The organism is Euhalothece natronophila Z-M001 (genome assembly GCF_007904085.1).
In the GTDB taxonomy this organism is placed as follows: domain Bacteria; phylum Cyanobacteriota; class Cyanobacteriia; order Cyanobacteriales; family Rubidibacteraceae; genus Halothece; species Halothece natronophila.
Genome location: NZ_CP042326.1, coordinates 2,429,397 through 2,446,869 on the forward strand (window position 1 = coordinate 2,429,397; position 17,473 = coordinate 2,446,869).

Below are 17,473 nucleotides of genomic sequence, written 5' to 3' on the forward strand. Positions count from 1 at the left end.
GGAGTGTCAAAAAGCACATTGAAAGCCAGTTTCTCTAGATGCTTTTTGATCAAAAGTTAGAAGTATCTCATACCCATATTTTTCACCAATTTGCTGAATTAGATAATCAGAAAAATCAGCTTCTCCCTTCTCATAGCTTCTCAAAGCCTTCAGACAACAATCCAGTTGCTCAATTTTAAAAACAGGAACAGACAGAATTTTTTGCAATGTTGCAACTCTTTCACGCTTAGAAATTTTATAAGCTGTTTTATAGTGATTCCAAATAAAAAACAGCAACCTAAAAGTAGTGGGAGCATCTTGCTCCCTAGTAGCAGCCAAGATGGCTGCACTACGGAACTGAATTGGAACGACTATAAGTACCCAATTCAATTCACATAATACAATACAAGAGATAAACCCTTGTTTCTCTGTTGTTAGTGGTTCAATTGCTTCTGTTGCCTTTTGTGCCTGTTCGGGATTATCTTCAACAATATACCGAATCAGAACATTAGTATCAATCGCATACATTACAACTTGGTTCCTGCTTCTTGTTCAATTGCAGCATTCATCTCTTCTAGAGTTTTTGGCGTTCCCTGATAATTGACACAACCTTTCAGAGATTTTACATCTGTTGCTCGTGGCTTAATGACATACGTTCCATCTTCTAGTGGTTCAAACAAAACTTTGTCTCCTGTTTTAAGGTGCATGGCATCCCGTAAGGCTTTCGGTAAAGTAATTTTAATACAAACATTGGTATCCAAGAGATAACTCATAGCAAAGGCTCACGTTCTTGATCTTCTGGTTGAGGTTCTCGCACCAGAGGTTCACCTTCCCAACCGCCAATCACTTCCTCAAAAAAATTTGGCAGCCATTCTTCCTGTTGAACTTCTATATCTTTTTCTTGCAATAATTTTGCTAAAAGTTCCGTTGCTTCTGCTTCTAAACTACGATTATTTTCCGTAGCTAATTGTTCTAATCTTGCCCATAAATGAGGAGGAATTTTATCTAAAATCAATTGTGGAATATTTTCTCCAAATTTGAATTCTGATTAATTATACCTTTTTCTATTCTACCATTTACTTCCATTTTATTTCATAATTAAGTTTGAGTTTCGCTAACCTCTAGCTAACCTACATTGAATGATTCATTGGGTGGACATGAGATAACCTATGATGATAGACATAATATACCTAAAACAATGTCTGATTGCTCAAAAGTTAACCAATGGCTGTCCCGGATTATCAAAGTTTAATGTTTCCCCTTCTCGCCTTCTGTAATGATGCCAATGAACACAATGTACAAGAAGCCATTGATGCTTTAGCCCTTCAATTTCAACTGACTGCTACTGAAAAAAATGAATTACTTCCCAGTGGAAAACAAACACGCTTCGCCAATCGTTTGGGTTGGGCGAGAACTTACCTTAAAAAGGCTGGATTAATTGAAAGTACCGCTAGAGGTAAATTTAAAATTACAGAACGAGGAAAGCAGTTTCTAAAGACTAATCATGATCAAAAAATTAGTGCTAAAGACTTGGAATAATTTGCTGAGTATTTAGACTTTAAAAAGCAATCAAGCTCAAATTCTAATCCTCAATATTCTGCCTCTTCCACTGCCGAAGAAACTCCTCAAGAACAATTAGAATCAAGTTATCAAACACTTCGCTTAGAATTAGCTCAAGATATTTTACAGCGTTTAAAGGCTTGTTCTCCCCAATTTTTTGAACGAGTGGTATTAGATTTACTTGTGGCTATTGGTTATGGCGGTTCTCACAAGGATGCAGCGCAAGCAGTTGGACAAAGTGGTGATGGCGGAGTTGATGGGATTATTAAAGAAGATAAACTAGGCTTAGATGTTATTTATATTCAAGCAAAACGTTGGGAGGGAACAGTTGGCAGACCAGTTGTGCAAGGTTTTACAGGTAGTTTAGAAGGCGTTCGGGCAAGACGGGGAATTTTAATGACTACTTCTAAATTCTCTAAAGAAGCATGGGAATATATTGAACAAATTGAAAAGCGAATTGTTTTAATTGATGGAGAAGCAATGGCTCAATTAATGGTTGATTATAATGTTGGGGTGACAGAAGTTGATCGTTATACTCTGAAAAAAGCTAACTCAGATTATTTTGAAGAAAGTTAGTTAGCTCAAAAATTAACTTTTTAATCAAGTAAATTCTTTATAAATAGCGCGATCGCGCTCTCTGAATCTAGTATTGGATTTATTATGGGTGGTTGGGAAAAGAATTGGAAATGGAGTTTGAATGGAATGCAGAGAAGGCAAAAGTTAACTTAAAAAAGCATAATGTTTCGTTTCAGGAAGCTGGTACTGTCTTTAATGACCCACTTTCCGTAACTGTTCCCGATCCCGATCATTCCATTGGAGAAAGTCGTTACATTATTATTGGAATGTCGAGTTTAGGGCAAGTTTTAGTTGTTGCCCATACCGATCGAGGTACAAACATAAGAATCATCAGCGCACGAAAAGCAACACCAAAGGAGAGGAGGTTTTATGAACAAGGAACTGAATAACGAAATGGAAGATGAATTACGCTCTGAATATGACTTTGCTCAAATCGAAGGAGGTGTCAGAGGCAAGTATGTTGATCGATATCGCGCTGGAACTAACTTGGTGCGGTTAGCGCCTGATGTGGCTGCTGCTTTTCCTGATGAAGAAGCGGTTAATTCTGCTTTGAGAATGTTAATTAATGTTGCTCAACGCTATAACAGCAATCACTAAACAGGAAAAGATTACTACTTCTCAACAACGCTTGAGTAAGTATGAAGCAATTTAAGACAGAAAATTTCTATTTTCCAATGCAAAAACGACTGAAAATTCGATCAAGCATGGATTCGGTGACTTCTTCTCCTGTAATTTCTCCTAAGGCTTGAATCGCGCTACGGAGATCAATTGTCCAGAAGTCGAAGGGAAGTTGTTGGTCAATGGTTTCTAAAACGTGCTGAAGGGCGCTTTTGGCGCGAGTGAGGGCTGCCGCTTGTCGTTGGTTGATGGCAAAGTCACTGTTGGCTGCGTTGAGGTTTCCTTGTTGAATCAGGCTAAGGATGGCGGCTTCTAGTTCATCAATCCCTTGAGATTGGGTAACGGCGGTGTAAACTTTTTCTGGGATGGCTTCAGGATATTTAATGTTACTGGGGGAGGCGAGATCGGTTTTATTAATAACGAGAATGAGGGGACGGGATTTAACTTGTTCGTAGATGAGGTCGTCTTCTGTAGTCCATCCCTGTTCGGCATCAATGGTGTGTAGAATGAGATCAGCTTTTTCAGCGGCTTGGCGCGATCGCGCTACTCCAATTTTTTCCACCTGATCTTCGGTTTCTCGGATTCCTGCGGTGTCTAATACTTCTACGGGAATCCCACCGACTACCAGTTGTGATTCTACAACATCACGGGTGGTTCCAGGGAGGTCAGTTACAATTGCGCGATCGCTGCGACTCCAAGCATTTAATAAGCTAGATTTCCCGACATTTGGTCGTCCCACAATCGCCACTTTAATCCCAGTCCGCAATAATTCTCCTTTGTCGGCGGTACTGAGAAAATACTCTACTTTTTCCAACACTGATTTCACCTGTTGCTGGATTTCATCTTCATCTAAGGGGGGTAACTCATCCGCAAAATCCACTCTTGCTTCCACTTCCGCTAAGATGTCAAGGCAGGTACTTCGTAATTCCCGAATCGGCTGGGCTAACTTCCCTTGTAAGCCTGCTAACGCCATTTCCCCTGCTTGTGGCGATTTTGCCCCCACTAACTCAGCAATGCTTTCAGCTTGAGTGAGATCAATTCGTCCATTGAGAAAGGCCCTTAAAGTAAATTCTCCAGCTTGGGCAAGTCTTGCCCCTTGTTCTAAACATAACTGCAACACTTGCTGTACTGGAATCATTCCCCCATGACAATGAAATTCCACCACATCCTCACGGGTATAAGATCGGGGAGATTGCATAATGAGGAGTAAGGCTTCATCTACCACCTTTTGGGTTTCAGGATGATGAACATAGCCATAGAGAATGCGGTGTGATTCCCATGGTTGTTTTCCAGGGGGATGAAATAGGGTTTTGGCAATGGTTAGGGCTTCTTCTCCAGATAAACGAACAATCCCGACACTTCCTTGTTGGGGAACAACAGGGGTCGCGATCGCGGCAATCGTATCTCCTTGCATTAGTTTATCCTTTTTTCTACAACAACAAGGGCAAGTAGTATAGTACGTATTATTTATTTTATGGGATGTCCTACTTTTTAGAATTGGGAAAACTTGGAAAAGCGCGATCGGGTATAATCGTTTGGTTCTAGGTTTAAATATGGTAACACTGCTACTCCAACCACTTGATATTACCCTGAGTCAATAGCTACTGCTTTGTCATGTTAACTGGAGAAAACATGAAGCCATTTTTGTATAAATAGGAGGTTAAGATGGATGATTTCTTGAAAATATTGGAACAGTCTCTAAATATCGGGATTGATACCAGAACAATTACAATATTCAGCCTAGTTTCAATTTTATTGGTGGGGTTAGCTATTTGGGCAGTTCCTAAACTTTTTCGATTGATTAATAATTTTCTAATTCCTAGTGAAATCCGCTCCCTTTATCAAAATATAATTGAACCTTTTCAGGGGTGGCTTGGTTTAACGACAATTTTAATTTTAATTGATATCATCCTTAATTATTTTTTTGAAGCCAAATGGATCAATATTATTGAAATTCCGATCGCGTTAGGGATAGCCGCCTTAGTTTCTTGGTCAGGGTCAAGCATTTTTAGTCGCTACTTTGATCTTTATTTATTAGATGCTGCTATTCAAAGTAAGCGTAAAATCAATAGTGAACTATTACTATTAGGCAAAATTATTGTTAATGCGAGTATTATTTTAATTGTTATTATTGTCTTTGCCCAAACTCATCAAGTTAACCTAGTGGGGTTAGTTGCCAGTTTAGGCGTAGGTGGTTTAGCAGTTGCCTTTGCCGCGCAAAAGAGTTTAGAACAGTTATTAGGGGGAATTGTTCTTTATGTGGATCGTCCCTTTGTTCCTGATGATTATATTGGTTTACCTGATGGTACATTTGGGCGAGTGGAATCTATTGGTTTACGTTCGACACGAATTCGGGTTTCTGGGAAAGGAACATTAATGGTTGTTCCTAATAATTTCTTAACCCAAACCAATATTGAGAACTTTACAGGGGCGAAAAAAGTCATTTCCATGATTTATATTAATTTCGATCTCCTAATTTCTGATACAGAAAGAGCCTTTATTCGTCAAGTTATCACCAATAGTACCAAAGATATTTTTGGGATTGATCCTCGTAATACCGAAATTATGTTTAAAACAATTCAAAAAGATGGACAAGAAGCAACACAAGCACAAGTCAGTCTTCTTATTTTAGGATCAGGAGAAGTTTCAATGGAGTTACGTCGCCAACTATTAGATGCTGCCCGTCAAAATATTACTCGGGAGTTAAGACAGTTTGGCATTGGTTTTGATATTGAGGATCGCAATATTAATGTTGATGCCCCAATTACCATTTAATCTCAGTTTAATAAAGTATTTGTTCTTAATCATATTTAAATCAAACTCTAATCTTCCCTTGACTGTAATGGGGTAAGCTCTTAGGGTGAATTAAGAACTTAATTCTTTTGCTGTTTCAACGCAGTGAGTGAAACTTGCATCGGTTTTAATCGCTTGTAAATTGACATGAGTAGCACAGGCGCGATAGCCTTGCTCTTGTAGCGTTGCAATTAACCGATCGCGCTTCGGTAAATCTATTTTCCCCTTCTTACCAATGTGTTGTAACGTATAAAAGTAGGGAGGAAGATCCGCTTCTGTTGCCATCAGATTCAGTAAAGACATTGGTTTACTCCAACCCCATTCTTGAGCTAAATTAGCCATCTCTTTAACTGTCGCGCGATCGTGTAAGGAATCTAGCCACAGGGGGCCACTGAGAACTAATTTTTCCCCATCATAAGGGCAAATTGCCTTTCCTAGTTTACGCCAACCCACTGTCTGATAGTTACCACAGTGATGACAATAGCCTAGCCAACCATAATTATTTTCAGTTAGTTGTGGCTTTTCAACAAAGCGCATCATTACGCGATACGTTTCCCCTGTAAAATAAGCAAAAACAGGATCAACGCCACGTTCTTGGCTGGCAGCTTGTTCTTGAAGTTTTCCCATAATCAGGCGTAACCCTTGTTCATGGGCAGCAGGATGGGAACGGGCATAAGCCCCATAGAATTTTAAGCTATTGTGAACATTATTCCCCGTAACAGAACGCCCATCTGTACTGGTGAGATAAACCATGCCCCCTAGCTTGGTTCCCCATAAAACTGTACCAACATAGGGAACAGGCGCACCAAAACAATCTACATCAATTAAATCATAAAAATCGGAGCGATTATAACAGTCAAAAAAAATGCGATTAACATCAGTTTGGGTAAGGTGATATTGGGATGCTGAGAGAGTGGTTCTTAAATTGTCGCTTAAGACAGGATAAACATTAGGATCAGCGTCATTAACCCAGACAAACTCCGCCTCTGCTTCTAACAGATAACGTAATCCTCTTACCCCACATCCTGCCATTGCGTCTAAAACTCGCAACTCTCCTGTTTTTTGTTTGTGAATAGCAGCGGCTAAAATACCTAAGTCTCGAACGATCTGGGTTGTAGGGCGATAAAAGGCATTTCCAACTTTAAACTGTGCTTTTCCTTCTTGGTGAGTTGAGATCAAATCAATAAGCTGACAAGGTGATACTATCCATTGGTTTACCAAGGACAAATAACTAATAACTAATGACAAACAAAGAAATATCCTCCACATAGGGAGGAATTAAAAGCTGAGTGAGGGCTAAGTTAAGCTATTTAACTGCCCCTAAAACATCGTCAGCATGGGTACTGGTGTTGACATTCGTATCAACGTAACTGATTTTGCCATCAGGATCAATGACGTAAGTAATGCGCTTAGAGACTTCCCCACCGTCAGCATCAAAGGCTTTTGTAATTGAGCCATCAACATCGGCTAAAAGGGTAAAGGGTAAGCCATATTTCTCTTTAAACATTTTATGAGAGGCTTCATCATCTCGACTAACCCCTAAAACCACCATGTCCTGTTGTTGGTACTTTTCATAGTTATCGCGGAAACTTTGCGCTTCCTTGGTGCAACCTGGGGTGTCGTCTTTGGGGTAAAAGTAGAGAACTACCATTTTCCCCTTAAAGTCAGAGAGGGAAACGGTATTCCCGTCACTATCTTTGGTTGTAAAATCTGGTGCTTGGGTACCAATTGCCAGTGCCATAATTTAACGCTTGATTGAAAATGTGCTTTTATCTCTATCCTATTCTAGATGGGAACATTTAAGAATGTCTCACGTCGTAATTATCAGTTATTGTGATTCTTCCTGTTTGGCAGAGGAGAAAAGTCCAGACTTGGCAAGACTAGAAAATAACATGGTTGCGCCTGTGGTTAGTAGGAATAAAACGCCTAAACCATTGAGTAAGACATAAATTCCTTTTAACTGATCCCCAAGGTATTCTCCTTCGTGAATCACCATTAAAAAATGAGCTTGATCTCTGCTCCAACCAAACCAATCTTTTAATAGGCGATAGGAAATTCCTGTAATTGCGGTAATAATCAGGGGGAGAATCATAATGCCAGCAATCCGTCGATGCCATTCTCGAAACTTTTTACGCCAATTCATTTTTTATCCCTAAACTCTCTGTAAAATGACCCTATTATACTCTTTAGCTTGTGACAATTCCTGTTCATCACTAACTTCTCAGCTAAAAAATTCGTTTAGTTGCTACAACTAGAATAGACTGAGTTAATAATAAAAACTATGAATCAAAAATTCTTACGACCCCTAAAAAAATTACTTAAACGCTCGAAATATGGGCTGATTTCTCTACTTGTGATTGTTGGTTTGGTGGTTGGAACACCACAAGTTAGCCAAGCCTTTTCTTTCTCTTTCATTGATTTAATTTTCCGAGGAGTGCAAGTTTTCCAACTCTCGAATATGTCGGATAGTCAAGAGGTGGAGTTAGGGAAGCGAATTAATCAGCAATTAGTTAATCGGGAATTCACCTTATATGAAAATCGCGAAGTGAATCGCTATGTGGATCAAATTGGAGAACGATTAGTGGATAACAGTAGTCGCCCTGATTTGCCTTTTACTTTCCAAGTAGTGGATGATGATAGGATTAATGCTTTTGCCACTATGGGAGGCTTTGTTTATTTACATACAGGCTTAATTAAAGAAGCTGAGAATGAAGCAGAGTTAGCTGGGGTGATTGGTCATGAAATTGGTCATATTACGGCCCGTCATGCGATTCAACAAATGCGTCAACGCGCGATCGCGCAAGGATTGCTTTCTGCAGCCGGCTTAGATCGTAGTGATGCCGTTCAAATTGGGGTAGAGTTAGCCGTGAGTCGCCCGAATAGTCGTCAAGATGAGTTTGAAGCGGATGAAAAAGGACTAGAGATGATCACAGCTTCTGGATATGCACCGGGCGGCTTAGTTAGCTTTATGGAGAAACTCAAACAACAAGGCGGTTCTCCCCCTACCTTCTTAAGTACCCATCCTGCGGTAGATGATCGCATTGATCGCCTACAAGCCAACATGGATAATCCTGAACAAGGAGATGGCTTAAATGCCCAAGCTTACCAGCAACGCACCCAAGCCCTAAGATAAGGCAGGCTCGTTTCATTCTCATGAAATTTCCCTCAGGTGGGGAGATGGGGAAATGGGGAGATGGGGCGACAAAACCTTAAAAAGAAGTTAAATCAGAAAAAATAATCGCGGTTGTCCCACTATGTAATGGTTTCAGTGCCATTACTTTCAATTTTCACCCCGAGAATGAAACAGCCATGCTAAGATAAGACACTTGTCAAATTAAGCCAAAGTTGCTTATAATGATAAGTGACGCACGGGGCCGTAATGGTTTCGACAGGCTGGTGGAAGCCGACCCGTGATGCAGGCCGAGAGAGAGTCAACTCTCGATAATAAAGACTCACAAAATAGTAATTGCGAACAACATCGTTCCTTTCGCTCGTAAAGCAGCCCCTGTAGCTGCCTAAAACACCTCTAAACAGGTTCGAGCACTCATTGTCTGACACCGTTAAGGGCAATGGGTAAAACCCAACGGTTGCTCACTTTCTAAGCTATCTGGTCTAGGAAAGTGAAAAGACTTAACCAGAGAACCCTCTCATCTGGGATAAAAGATGAGTCCTGTCCTGAGGGTTAGAAGGACTAAGCCTGTGAAGGATCGGGAGGTCAATAGCCAGTCTGGACAGCAGTTCGATTCTGCTCGGCTCCATTTTTAGCAGAATAAGCGAGAATCCCCCATCCACAATCTTTGATTTGGGTGGGGATGAATCGCTATCAATCGAGGGGGTTCAACATCCTCACGCTTTGCTCCGGCTGAGATTGATAACTTTCTGATCTGTTCTCTTATTACTTCCTGCGTGGCTTCTACCCTTATGTTTACAGTAAGAGAGAAGTTGCTGATGTTCTTCCTCAGTACATCTTATGGTTATTTGTTTCATTAATTAATGTCAATGTGAAAGTTATGTGTTATATTAAAGGTAACACGGGTTAATTCATTAAAGCAATGCGATTTTCCTATGTGCGACCTGAACTGGTCGGTTGAATCGGTGTAACCCTTACACCACAGGGATTTCCACCCCTGTCCTTCGTGGAAAGCTCTCCTCATCTGGAGAGTGGCGACGCTGGTAGTAAGTAATGAATCCAGTGGAATGCACGCCCCTAACGTAACGGTTGCTGGTAGGGATTAACTGGTTTCCGTGCTAGAAGGAGAATTGGAAGGATGAACATAGCCTAAGCTGATGATTAAACTGCGTAACCTCGCAAACAGCCAAATTATTCCTGACAGGCTGTAACCAAAAGGTAAGAAGGTAGTTTGTATCTTATATGATTATACGAACGTGGAAATACATCCCTTCCGCAGGAGAGTCAGCCATCCTAACCAAATCGTATGTTTAGCCGATACAACAGGGTAAGCCCTACAGAGTCTCCTTGACTGGTCGAGTCAGGAGTAGGGGGGAGGCAACAAACCCACAACTCTCTGGAGGGTAGAAGATGAGGCAAAAAGCGAATGCCAGCCTGTAATAGGTTGGATAAAGGTTGAAACATTACCTTTGACCGAAAGGAACAGCAGACTTGCCTTGGGTCTTATACGGAAGTGAAGTTTACAAGGGTGACGAACCCAAGGAGAAGTTAGATGTCATCTATAACGTTGACAAATGGACTAAGGGGACAGCTTTCAGACTGGGGTCAAATTAACTGGCGTAAAGTCAAGAAGTCTGTCAGAAACTTACGTATGCGAATCTTTCGTGCTAAAAGTCTTGGTCAGTGGAAGAAGTTACGCCGACTTCAGAAGCTGTTGTTACGAAGCCGAGCCAATTTGCTTTTATCAGTGCGACAAATCACTCAAATCAATCAAGGAAAGCGAACCGCAGGGGTAGATAAGGAGGTATTAAACACCCCAAACGAGTGAGTGAAACTTGTGAACAGTTGGGAGATGCCCAAGGCTAACCCGACACGACGAGTTTACATACCCAAGTCAAATGGGAAGAAACGTCCCCTCGGAATCCCTACCGTACGGGATAGAGTCGCACAAGCAATGGTTAAAAATTTACTAGAACCTGAATGGGAAGCCGTATTTGAGCCTAATTCCTACGGATTTAGATGCGGTCGAAGTTGTCAGGATGCTATAGCACAATGCTTTCAAAGGTTGAGTATCAATCCCTCAAGTTGCACCGACAAATGGGTTCTGGATGCTGATATTTCAGGTTTCTTCGACAACATTGCCCATGAATCTATCCTGACAGCAATTGAATCTGTACCACGTGGAGATTTAATTGAAGGATGGTTAAAAGCTGGTTACCTCGACAATGGGATTCTCAATCCAACCGATACGGGGACACCTCAAGGTGGGGTGATAAGCCCTCTGTTAGCAAACATTGGGTTACATGGGTTGGAAGACTACATTAAGTCAATCAACCCGAAGGTCGGAGTTATTCGTTATGCAGATGATTTCGTCGTCACCTCCAAGGATAAAGAGAGTCTCGAACAAATCTTAGACCAGATAAAGCAATGGATGTCCAAAAGAGGTCTAGAAATCAGCACGGAGAAGACGAGAATCGTCTCAATGGAAGAAGGTTTTGACTTTCTTGGGTTCAACTTACGTCACTACGGTGGCAAATTACTGATTAAGCCCCAGAAGAAGAAGGTTCTTGCCTTCTGTAAAAAGATTGGGGAAACTCTAAGAAAAATGAAAGCCTGCACTCAGGAAGAGGTCATTAAAATCCTAAATCCACTTCTCCGAGGTTTTGCTAACTACTACAGAGGAGTAGTAAGCAAATCAACCTTTAGCTATATTTCACATCGAGTATGGCAATACCTCTGGAAATGGTGTTGTCGGCGACACCCAAACAAAAGCAAAAAGTGGGTACGAGCTAGATACTTCGGTTCATACAGAGGGAATCATTGGACTTTTATGTGCAAAGGGACTGGTCGTGGAAATAAAGAGAAACTCTTTGTTCTTTATGACATCAGTAGTACACCCATAGTAAGGCACGTGAAAGTCAAAGGGACAGCAAGCCCTGATGACCCCTCACTTCGGGACTATTGGCACAAGAGAAACCTCAAGATAGGAAAACAAAAATGGGCGAAAGGCTCTAAGAATGAGCAAGTAGCCAAGATGCAAGAGCATAAGTGTCCTATTTGTGGTGATAGCCTCTATAACGGAGAAGAAATCGAAACCCACCACATAGTACCTGTGAAAGATGGTGGCTCGGACGACACCGAGAATTTAATCCACTTACACAAAGCGTGTCATAAACAGGTACACAGTTCAAAATCCAAGACGAAGGCTGGAAGTAAGGCTTGAGCGGTATGATGGGAAACTGTCACGTACCGTTCTTAGGGGAGGGGAGAGAGGCGACTCTCGAACCTTACCCGCTCAATATCGCCTCAAACCTGACAAAGAGCAAGTAGCCAAGATTGAAAAATGGCTAGAGATGCTTCGCTGTCAATACAACTATTTGTTAGGTCAAAGGTTCGACTGGTGGGAAACTCATCGCACGGCTGTTAACTCATGCTCTTTAATCTGTCATCTCCCAGAGTTATCTGACCGTCCCACTTATTTTTCGCAAAAACAAAGGCTAACTCAACTGAAAAAGGATAGACCTTGGTATAAAGAGGTTCAGTCACAAGTCCTTCAAGATTGTGTAAAAAGAGTTGACTTAGCTTTTCAGCGTTGGCTTAGAGGGGATAAGAATGGGAAGAAATCAGGTAAGCCAAGATTTAAGGGAAAAGGACGTTATCGAACAATTTTGTTTCCACAAGTCAAACCTGATTGTATTCAAGGTGACTACATCACCTTACCTAAGTTTAAGACAATTCGGTTGATTAAACATCGTCCTCTACCCGATGGGTTCAAGATTAAAACCGCTCAGGTAACAAGGAAAGCTGATGGTTACTACTTAACGCTTTCTCTAGAAGATATCTCAGTTCCAGAGTCAACCATTAACATTGTTCCCACCTCAGAAAATACGTTGGGAATTGATCTGGGATTGAAGGACTTTTTGGTGACTTCTGAAGGCGAGAAAGTAGAAATTCCTCAGTTTTATCGAAAAGGACAAGATAGACTCAAAAAGCTACAGCAGAAGGTTTCTCGTCGTCAGAAAGGAAGTAAACGCTATCAAAAAGCAGTCAAGCAACTAGGAAAACACCATCAGAAGGTTGCTAGACAGAGAAAAGATTTTCACTTTAACACCATTAAATCAATTCTCAGTAAGGGAGATGTAATTGCCCATGAGAAACTGAATATCAAAGGACTTGCCAGAACCAAACTAGCCAAATCAATCTATGATGCTGGTTGGGGAACATTTTTAAGTAGGTTAGCTGTCAAAGCTGAAAATGCTGGACAGTTAATAGTAGAAGTTACTCCCAAAAATACATCACAGAATTGCTCAGGTTGTGGCAAGAAAGTTCCGAAGAAGCTATCAGAAAGAATCCATAATTGTCCTCATTGTGGTCTGTCCATGGATCGGGATCAAAACGCGGCGATAAATATTAAGAATTTGGCGGTTGGGATACCCGTCAGTAGTAAAGCTCAGTCACGAACCGAAGCGCAAGCTGGTGCTGCTGAGAAGCCCGACTCACATCGCGTAGCGATTGAGTGTGGGTAATTCACGTTAGTTACCAAACTGTTTGCGAGCTTCTTCTACCATTTCTGCGGTGACGACTTCCGCATCAGAAGCTCTTGCCATTTCTTCTATGCGTTGCCGAGCTTGGGAGCGCACAAAGAAGGGAATGTTTTTTAATTTTGCCTTGGCTTCACTTGTCCATTGCAAGGAAGAGGAAAAAGGATTAGTTTCAGTCATAGGAACTCTATTATTGCTAAGGGATGTTGCCTTTAATTTTTGCGTAAAAACGCAACAGAGAATCCTAGTTTTACATTAAATTTAACAATATTGTTATTGTTTTTTATGCTGGGGGCTAGTCTGGAAAAAGTGACCCAAAAAGAAGATCACCATGAAAAGAATTGCCCCACTAACAATTCCTAAACCCAGGCTAGTGGGTTCATGTTCTTGATAGAGATTAGTTACGTCAGAACTGCTAATATAGGTTCCTGACTCCACTTGCTGGGCGGTGCGAAAATCAAGGGTGTCCTCTAGGTTTAAAGTGATCTTATCAGCAAGAATTTGACTCTCACTACTGTTAACCATCACATCTATTTTTAAGTTCTGATCATCTACCGTCACTGTTTCAGTGACAGCAGTTTCTAACTTATCGCCAGTAAATTGAACTTCATATTCTCCAGGGGGGACTTCTACTTGATATCCTCCCGCACTCATTGTAGTAGTGGTAGCTGTAAAGTCATTATCAGGGCTACTAACGTCAACAGTAATTTCAGGTAACCCTTCTCCTGGATCATAAAGTTCGTTGTTATTGATATCATCATAGACGACTCCTGTAATAAACAACTCATCCTGATCGAAGTTAGTGCCATAGTTATGGTTTGCGATGACAGCATTCCAATCTGTCCCGTTACGGGTAAATTGACCTGTATATAAGCCAACTCCTACTTCTTGATACTCGTCTTTCAGAAGGTTGGTACGATGATTAGCACTGGTTAATAATCCTTTGTGTAGATCGTCGATTAAACCAATAATCTGATCCATGTTTTGGATTTCTTGATTGCTTCCTTTCCAAGCTATATTCTCTCCAACAAAGCTAGAAGGATAGCCAGCACTCTCTGCTCTTTCAATAGCGGTACTACCATTAACCCCCTCATGACTAAATTCATTATTTTCGAGCATCCATTGGCTATGGCTTCTGGCGGATTCTAATAAGGTTTCGTTAGAAGCAAGGGGTTGCTTAGGTTCAGGGGAGATTTGTTCTTCTCCAGTTAATCCTTCGTTGAGATCAACATCATATCGGCTAGCTTCTTCTTCTGGGTTCAGTCGAGCGCGATTAACTAGCTCTAAAAAATATTGTTCGTAGGGAGTAAGTTCAACGCTCATGATTTTAGCCCTCACCTTTAACCGCTGTTACCTTTATTATACTCAGTAAAAAGTATAAAAAAGTACATGAAATTACGTAACTTTAATCAAAGTCTTTCTTAAGGAGGACTAGAATCATTTTTCACTGGCTCAGTTTGTAATAGGTTGATTGTTAGATTCTATGGAGTCTTCAATAGGTGCAGGAGAAACCATATCATCAGGAAGAAAAATACGGGAACTGACAGCTAAAAGAGCTACCCCAAAAATGAGGACAATTAGCAATGGGATAATGTAGGAACGAATAATACTCATATTGTTAAGGGAACTTAAAATTTCTATCTTCCCCTAGTTTAAACAGTTATTGCTATTATCTAAACCCAAGTTCCCGATCGCGCTAAAATTGGGTCCAAAGGCGAATTATGTTCATCGACAAAAATGACACGAGGCTCATGGGTTTTCACTTCCTCAGGGGTAAGCAAACCGTAGGTGAGGATAATTAACCGATCGCCGCTCTCCCCTAATCTGGCTGCAGCGCCATTAAGTTCAATTTTACCCGAGTTGGCTTCTAGCGCGATCGCGTAAGTTATGAACCGTCCCCCTGTTGTGATATTGAGCACCTGTACCTGTTCATAGGGCATAATCCCCGCTGCCTCTAACAGGGTTTGATCAATGCCGATACTCCCCATATAGTTGAGGTTACTATCACTAACTCGGCAATTATGAATTTTTCCCAGAAGAAATGTCCGTTGCATGGGAGTTTTGACGAATATCCAATAGAGCGACCTATTCTAACATAACTTGATCACGACTCAGTTGAACTTTTGCAACTATAACAAGGATTGTGCCCACCTAACTCAGTACAATGAATAAAAGAAGAATATCCTTTAGAGTTAAAAACTGATGGCAGAATCGACCATTGAATCAATTTTAGAAGAAAAGCGTTTATTTAATCCCTCTCAGGAGTTTGCTCAACAAGCTCATATTAAGAGCAAACAAGAGTATCAACAACTTTATGAACAAGCTAAAACCAATCCCGAACAGTTTTGGGCTGATTTAGCAGAAAAAGAATTAGACTGGTTTCAAAAGTGGGATCAGACGTTAGACTGGCAACCTCCCTTTGCCAAATGGTTTGTTGGTGGTAAACTGAATATCTCTTATAATTGCCTTGATCGCCATCTTCAAACTTGGCGTAAAAATAAAGCCGCTTTAATTTGGGAAGGAGAACCAGGAGACACGCGCACCTATACTTATGCCCAACTGCACCGAGAAGTGTGCTTGATGGCAAATGTTTTGAAACAGTTAGGAGTGCAAAAAGGCGATCGCGTTGCCATTTATCTGCCGATGATTCCTGAAGCCGCGATCGCGATGTTAGCCTGTGCCAGAATTGGAGCACCCCATAGTGTGGTATTTGGGGGATTTAGTGCTGAAGCCCTAAAGACTCGGTTAGTGGATGCGGAAGCCAAATTAGTAATTACTGCTGATGGCGGATTCCGCAAAGATAAAGTGGTTTCCCTAAAACCAGAAGTAGATAAAGCCTTAGCTAACAATGGCGCACCCAGTGTGGAAAATGTTTTAGTCGTCCAACGCACGGAAGAAAAGGTTCAAATGGAACCAGGGCGCGATCATTGGTGGCATGATCTCAAAGCTGGGGTTTCTGCTCATTGTCCCCCAGAAAGCATGGATAGTGAAGACTTACTCTTTATCCTCTATACTTCGGGAACCACTGGTAAACCAAAAGGGGTTGTTCACACCACAGGCGGTTATAACCTTTATACCCATACTACCCTGAAATGGGCTTTTGATCTCAAAGAGACAGATGTTTATTGGTGTACTGCTGATGTGGGCTGGATTACAGGACATAGTTATATTGTCTATGGGCCCCTTTCTAACGGCGCAACTACCGTCATGTATGAAGGTGCGCCGCGTCCCTCTAACCCCGGTTGTCTGTGGGATATTGTAGAAAAATATGGGGTGACAATTTTCTATACAGCCCCAACTGCAATTCGTGCGTTGATTAAAATGGGAGAACATCATCCCAACGCCCGAGATTTATCCTCTCTTCGGATTTTAGGAACTGTGGGCGAACCCATTAACCCTGAGGCTTGGATGTGGTATCACCGCATTATTGGTCAAGAAAAATGCCCCATTGTCGATACCTGGTGGCAAACCGAAACAGGAGGCTTTATGATTACGCCGTTGCCTGGGGCAATTCCTACTAAGCCTGGATCAGCAGCATTACCCTTTCCGGGGATTCTCGCGGATGTGGTGGATTTAGATGGGAATCCTGTTAAGCCCAATGAAGGGGGCTATCTTGTCGTAAAATATCCTTGGCCAGGGATGATGCGAACGGTTTATGGCGATCCTGATCGCTTTCGTCGCACCTATTGGGAACATATTGCCCCGAAAGATGGACAATATTTCTACTTTGCGGGTGATGGAGCGCGAAAAGATGATGATGGCTACTTCTGGATCATGGGTCGCGTTGATGATGTGATCAATGTTTCGGGACACCGTTTAGGCACAATGGAAGTAGAATCAGCCCTAGTCTCTCATCCTGCAGTTGCTGAAGCTGCGGTTGTCGGGCGTAAAGATGAAATGAAAGGGGAAGAAGTGTTTGCCTTTGTCACCCTTGAAGGAGACTATCAAGGGAGTGATGACTTAAAACAAGAGTTAAAACAGCACGTGGCAAATGAAATTGGCGCGATCGCGCGACCGGGGGATATTCGCTTTACTGATGCGCTTCCCAAAACGCGATCGGGTAAAATCATGCGTCGTCTCCTGCGGAATTTAGCCTCAGGAGAAGAAGTCGCGGGTGATACCTCCACTTTAGAAGATCGTAGCGTCTTAGATAAGTTACGTGGCGGCTAGAAAGCGTTAAGCCCCATCTCTAGGATAGGGCTTGATTAACTTTTTTTCCCTCCCCCTCTCCTCTTTTCATGGGGTTAAAGGAGGGGGAAAATCGGCAAAATGAGGG

21 protein-coding genes and 1 other RNA gene are annotated in these 17,473 nt (G+C 41.7%); 11 read left to right on the forward strand and 11 right to left on the reverse strand.

Annotation, left to right across the window (positions count from 1 at the left end; all coding sequences use genetic code 11):
• Positions 1-6 precede the first annotated feature (6 nt).
• From FRE64_RS11920 to FRE64_RS11930, 3 genes are read right to left on the reverse strand one after another with little or no spacing between them, the layout of a single operon-like run.
• On the reverse strand, positions 7-507 hold the full coding sequence (locus FRE64_RS11920) for a PIN domain-containing protein (RefSeq protein WP_146296446.1): 501 nt from the start codon (positions 505-507) through the stop codon (positions 7-9).
• Positions 507-752: an AbrB/MazE/SpoVT family DNA-binding domain-containing protein gene (locus FRE64_RS11925; RefSeq protein WP_246140303.1), complete on the reverse strand. Its 246-nt coding sequence runs from the start codon at positions 750-752 to the stop codon at positions 507-509. Before FRE64_RS11925 ends, FRE64_RS11920 begins: the two co-directional genes overlap by 1 nt.
• Complete coding sequence (locus FRE64_RS11930) at positions 749-994, reverse strand: hypothetical protein (protein ID WP_146296447.1); 246 nt, start codon at positions 992-994, stop codon at positions 749-751. Before FRE64_RS11930 ends, FRE64_RS11925 begins: the two co-directional genes overlap by 4 nt.
• A gap of 209 nt (positions 995-1,203) precedes the next feature.
• Here FRE64_RS11930 and FRE64_RS17900 point away from each other — a divergent pair, with 209 nt between their 5' ends.
• From FRE64_RS17900 to FRE64_RS11945, 4 genes are all read left to right on the forward strand, one after another.
• Positions 1,204-1,518, forward strand: coding sequence for a winged helix-turn-helix domain-containing protein (locus tag FRE64_RS17900; RefSeq protein ID WP_246140304.1), 315 nt, complete (start codon positions 1,204-1,206; stop codon positions 1,516-1,518).
• 186 nt (positions 1,519-1,704) lie between these two features.
• Positions 1,705-2,115: a restriction endonuclease gene (locus tag FRE64_RS17905; protein ID WP_246140305.1), complete on the forward strand. Its 411-nt coding sequence runs from the start codon at positions 1,705-1,707 to the stop codon at positions 2,113-2,115.
• Between the two features lie 110 nt (positions 2,116-2,225).
• A complete protein-coding gene (locus FRE64_RS11940; RefSeq protein WP_146296448.1) occupies positions 2,226-2,504 on the forward strand; it encodes a BrnT family toxin in 279 nt (92 codons plus the stop codon).
• Complete coding sequence (locus FRE64_RS11945; RefSeq protein WP_146296449.1) at positions 2,485-2,712, forward strand: hypothetical protein; 228 nt, start codon at positions 2,485-2,487, stop codon at positions 2,710-2,712. The genes FRE64_RS11940 and FRE64_RS11945 overlap by 20 nt, the downstream gene beginning before the upstream one ends.
• 67 nt (positions 2,713-2,779) lie before the next feature.
• Here FRE64_RS11945 and mnmE read toward each other — a convergent pair whose 3' ends face one another.
• Positions 2,780-4,147: a tRNA uridine-5-carboxymethylaminomethyl(34) synthesis GTPase MnmE gene (gene mnmE, locus FRE64_RS11950; protein ID WP_146296450.1), complete on the reverse strand. Its 1,368-nt coding sequence runs from the start codon at positions 4,145-4,147 to the stop codon at positions 2,780-2,782.
• Between the two features lie 251 nt (positions 4,148-4,398).
• On the opposite strand from mnmE, the gene FRE64_RS11955 reads away from it, so the two are divergent.
• Positions 4,399-5,508: a mechanosensitive ion channel family protein gene (locus FRE64_RS11955; protein ID WP_146296451.1), complete on the forward strand. Its 1,110-nt coding sequence runs from the start codon at positions 4,399-4,401 to the stop codon at positions 5,506-5,508.
• Between the two features lie 90 nt (positions 5,509-5,598).
• Here the strand turns inward: FRE64_RS11955 and FRE64_RS11960 are convergent, their stop codons facing one another.
• The 3 genes from FRE64_RS11960 to FRE64_RS11970 all read right to left on the reverse strand — a co-directional run bounded on the left by FRE64_RS11960 (position 5,599) and on the right by FRE64_RS11970 (position 7,669).
• Positions 5,599-6,705, reverse strand: a complete 1,107-nt coding sequence (locus tag FRE64_RS11960) for a class I SAM-dependent methyltransferase (RefSeq protein WP_246140306.1) — start codon at positions 6,703-6,705, stop codon at positions 5,599-5,601.
• Between the two features lie 127 nt (positions 6,706-6,832).
• Positions 6,833-7,267 (reverse strand): peroxiredoxin, encoded by a 435-nt coding sequence (locus FRE64_RS11965; protein ID WP_146296453.1) that lies wholly within the window; start codon positions 7,265-7,267, stop codon positions 6,833-6,835.
• Between the two features lie 87 nt (positions 7,268-7,354).
• Positions 7,355-7,669, reverse strand: a complete 315-nt coding sequence (locus tag FRE64_RS11970; RefSeq protein ID WP_146296454.1) for a PepSY domain-containing protein — start codon at positions 7,667-7,669, stop codon at positions 7,355-7,357.
• Positions 7,670-7,807: 138 nt separating this feature from the next.
• On the opposite strand from FRE64_RS11970, the gene FRE64_RS11975 reads away from it, so the two are divergent.
• The 5 genes from FRE64_RS11975 to FRE64_RS11990 all read left to right on the forward strand — a co-directional run bounded on the left by FRE64_RS11975 (position 7,808) and on the right by FRE64_RS11990 (position 13,182).
• Positions 7,808-8,659, forward strand: a complete 852-nt coding sequence (locus FRE64_RS11975) for a M48 family metallopeptidase (RefSeq protein WP_146296455.1) — start codon at positions 7,808-7,810, stop codon at positions 8,657-8,659.
• Positions 8,660-8,896: 237 nt separating this feature from the next.
• Positions 8,897-9,287: a transfer-messenger RNA gene (gene ssrA, locus FRE64_RS11980) on the forward strand.
• 921 nt (positions 9,288-10,208) lie between these two features.
• Complete coding sequence (locus tag FRE64_RS17910) at positions 10,209-10,484, forward strand: reverse transcriptase N-terminal domain-containing protein (RefSeq protein WP_246140307.1); 276 nt, start codon at positions 10,209-10,211, stop codon at positions 10,482-10,484.
• 24 nt (positions 10,485-10,508) lie between these two features.
• On the forward strand, positions 10,509-11,879 hold the full coding sequence (gene ltrA / locus FRE64_RS11985) for a group II intron reverse transcriptase/maturase (protein ID WP_246140435.1): 1,371 nt from the start codon (positions 10,509-10,511) through the stop codon (positions 11,877-11,879).
• 112 nt (positions 11,880-11,991) lie between these two features.
• A complete protein-coding gene (locus FRE64_RS11990; RefSeq protein WP_246140436.1) occupies positions 11,992-13,182 on the forward strand; it encodes an RNA-guided endonuclease InsQ/TnpB family protein in 1,191 nt (396 codons plus the stop codon).
• A 6-nt stretch (positions 13,183-13,188) separates the two neighbouring features.
• On the opposite strand, the gene FRE64_RS11995 is transcribed toward FRE64_RS11990, so the two are convergent.
• The 4 genes from FRE64_RS11995 to panD all read right to left on the reverse strand — a co-directional run bounded on the left by FRE64_RS11995 (position 13,189) and on the right by panD (position 15,251).
• Positions 13,189-13,377, reverse strand: coding sequence for a PCP reductase family protein (locus FRE64_RS11995; protein WP_146296457.1), 189 nt, complete (start codon positions 13,375-13,377; stop codon positions 13,189-13,191).
• A 93-nt stretch (positions 13,378-13,470) separates the two neighbouring features.
• The gene (locus tag FRE64_RS12000) at positions 13,471-14,520 is read right to left on the reverse strand and encodes a CAP domain-containing protein (protein ID WP_146296458.1); all 1,050 of its coding nucleotides are present in this window, start codon (positions 14,518-14,520) and stop codon (positions 13,471-13,473) included.
• Between the two features lie 129 nt (positions 14,521-14,649).
• Entirely contained in the window at positions 14,650-14,811 is a 162-nt protein-coding gene (locus tag FRE64_RS17515) for a hypothetical protein (RefSeq protein ID WP_186708807.1), read from the reverse strand.
• A 59-nt stretch (positions 14,812-14,870) separates the two neighbouring features.
• Entirely contained in the window at positions 14,871-15,251 is a 381-nt protein-coding gene (panD, locus tag FRE64_RS12005) for an aspartate 1-decarboxylase (protein ID WP_146296459.1), read from the reverse strand.
• Between the two features lie 148 nt (positions 15,252-15,399).
• Between panD and acs the strand changes: the two genes are divergently transcribed.
• A complete protein-coding gene (gene acs / locus FRE64_RS12010; protein ID WP_146296460.1) occupies positions 15,400-17,367 on the forward strand; it encodes an acetate--CoA ligase in 1,968 nt (655 codons plus the stop codon).
• Positions 17,368-17,473 lie beyond the last annotated feature (106 nt).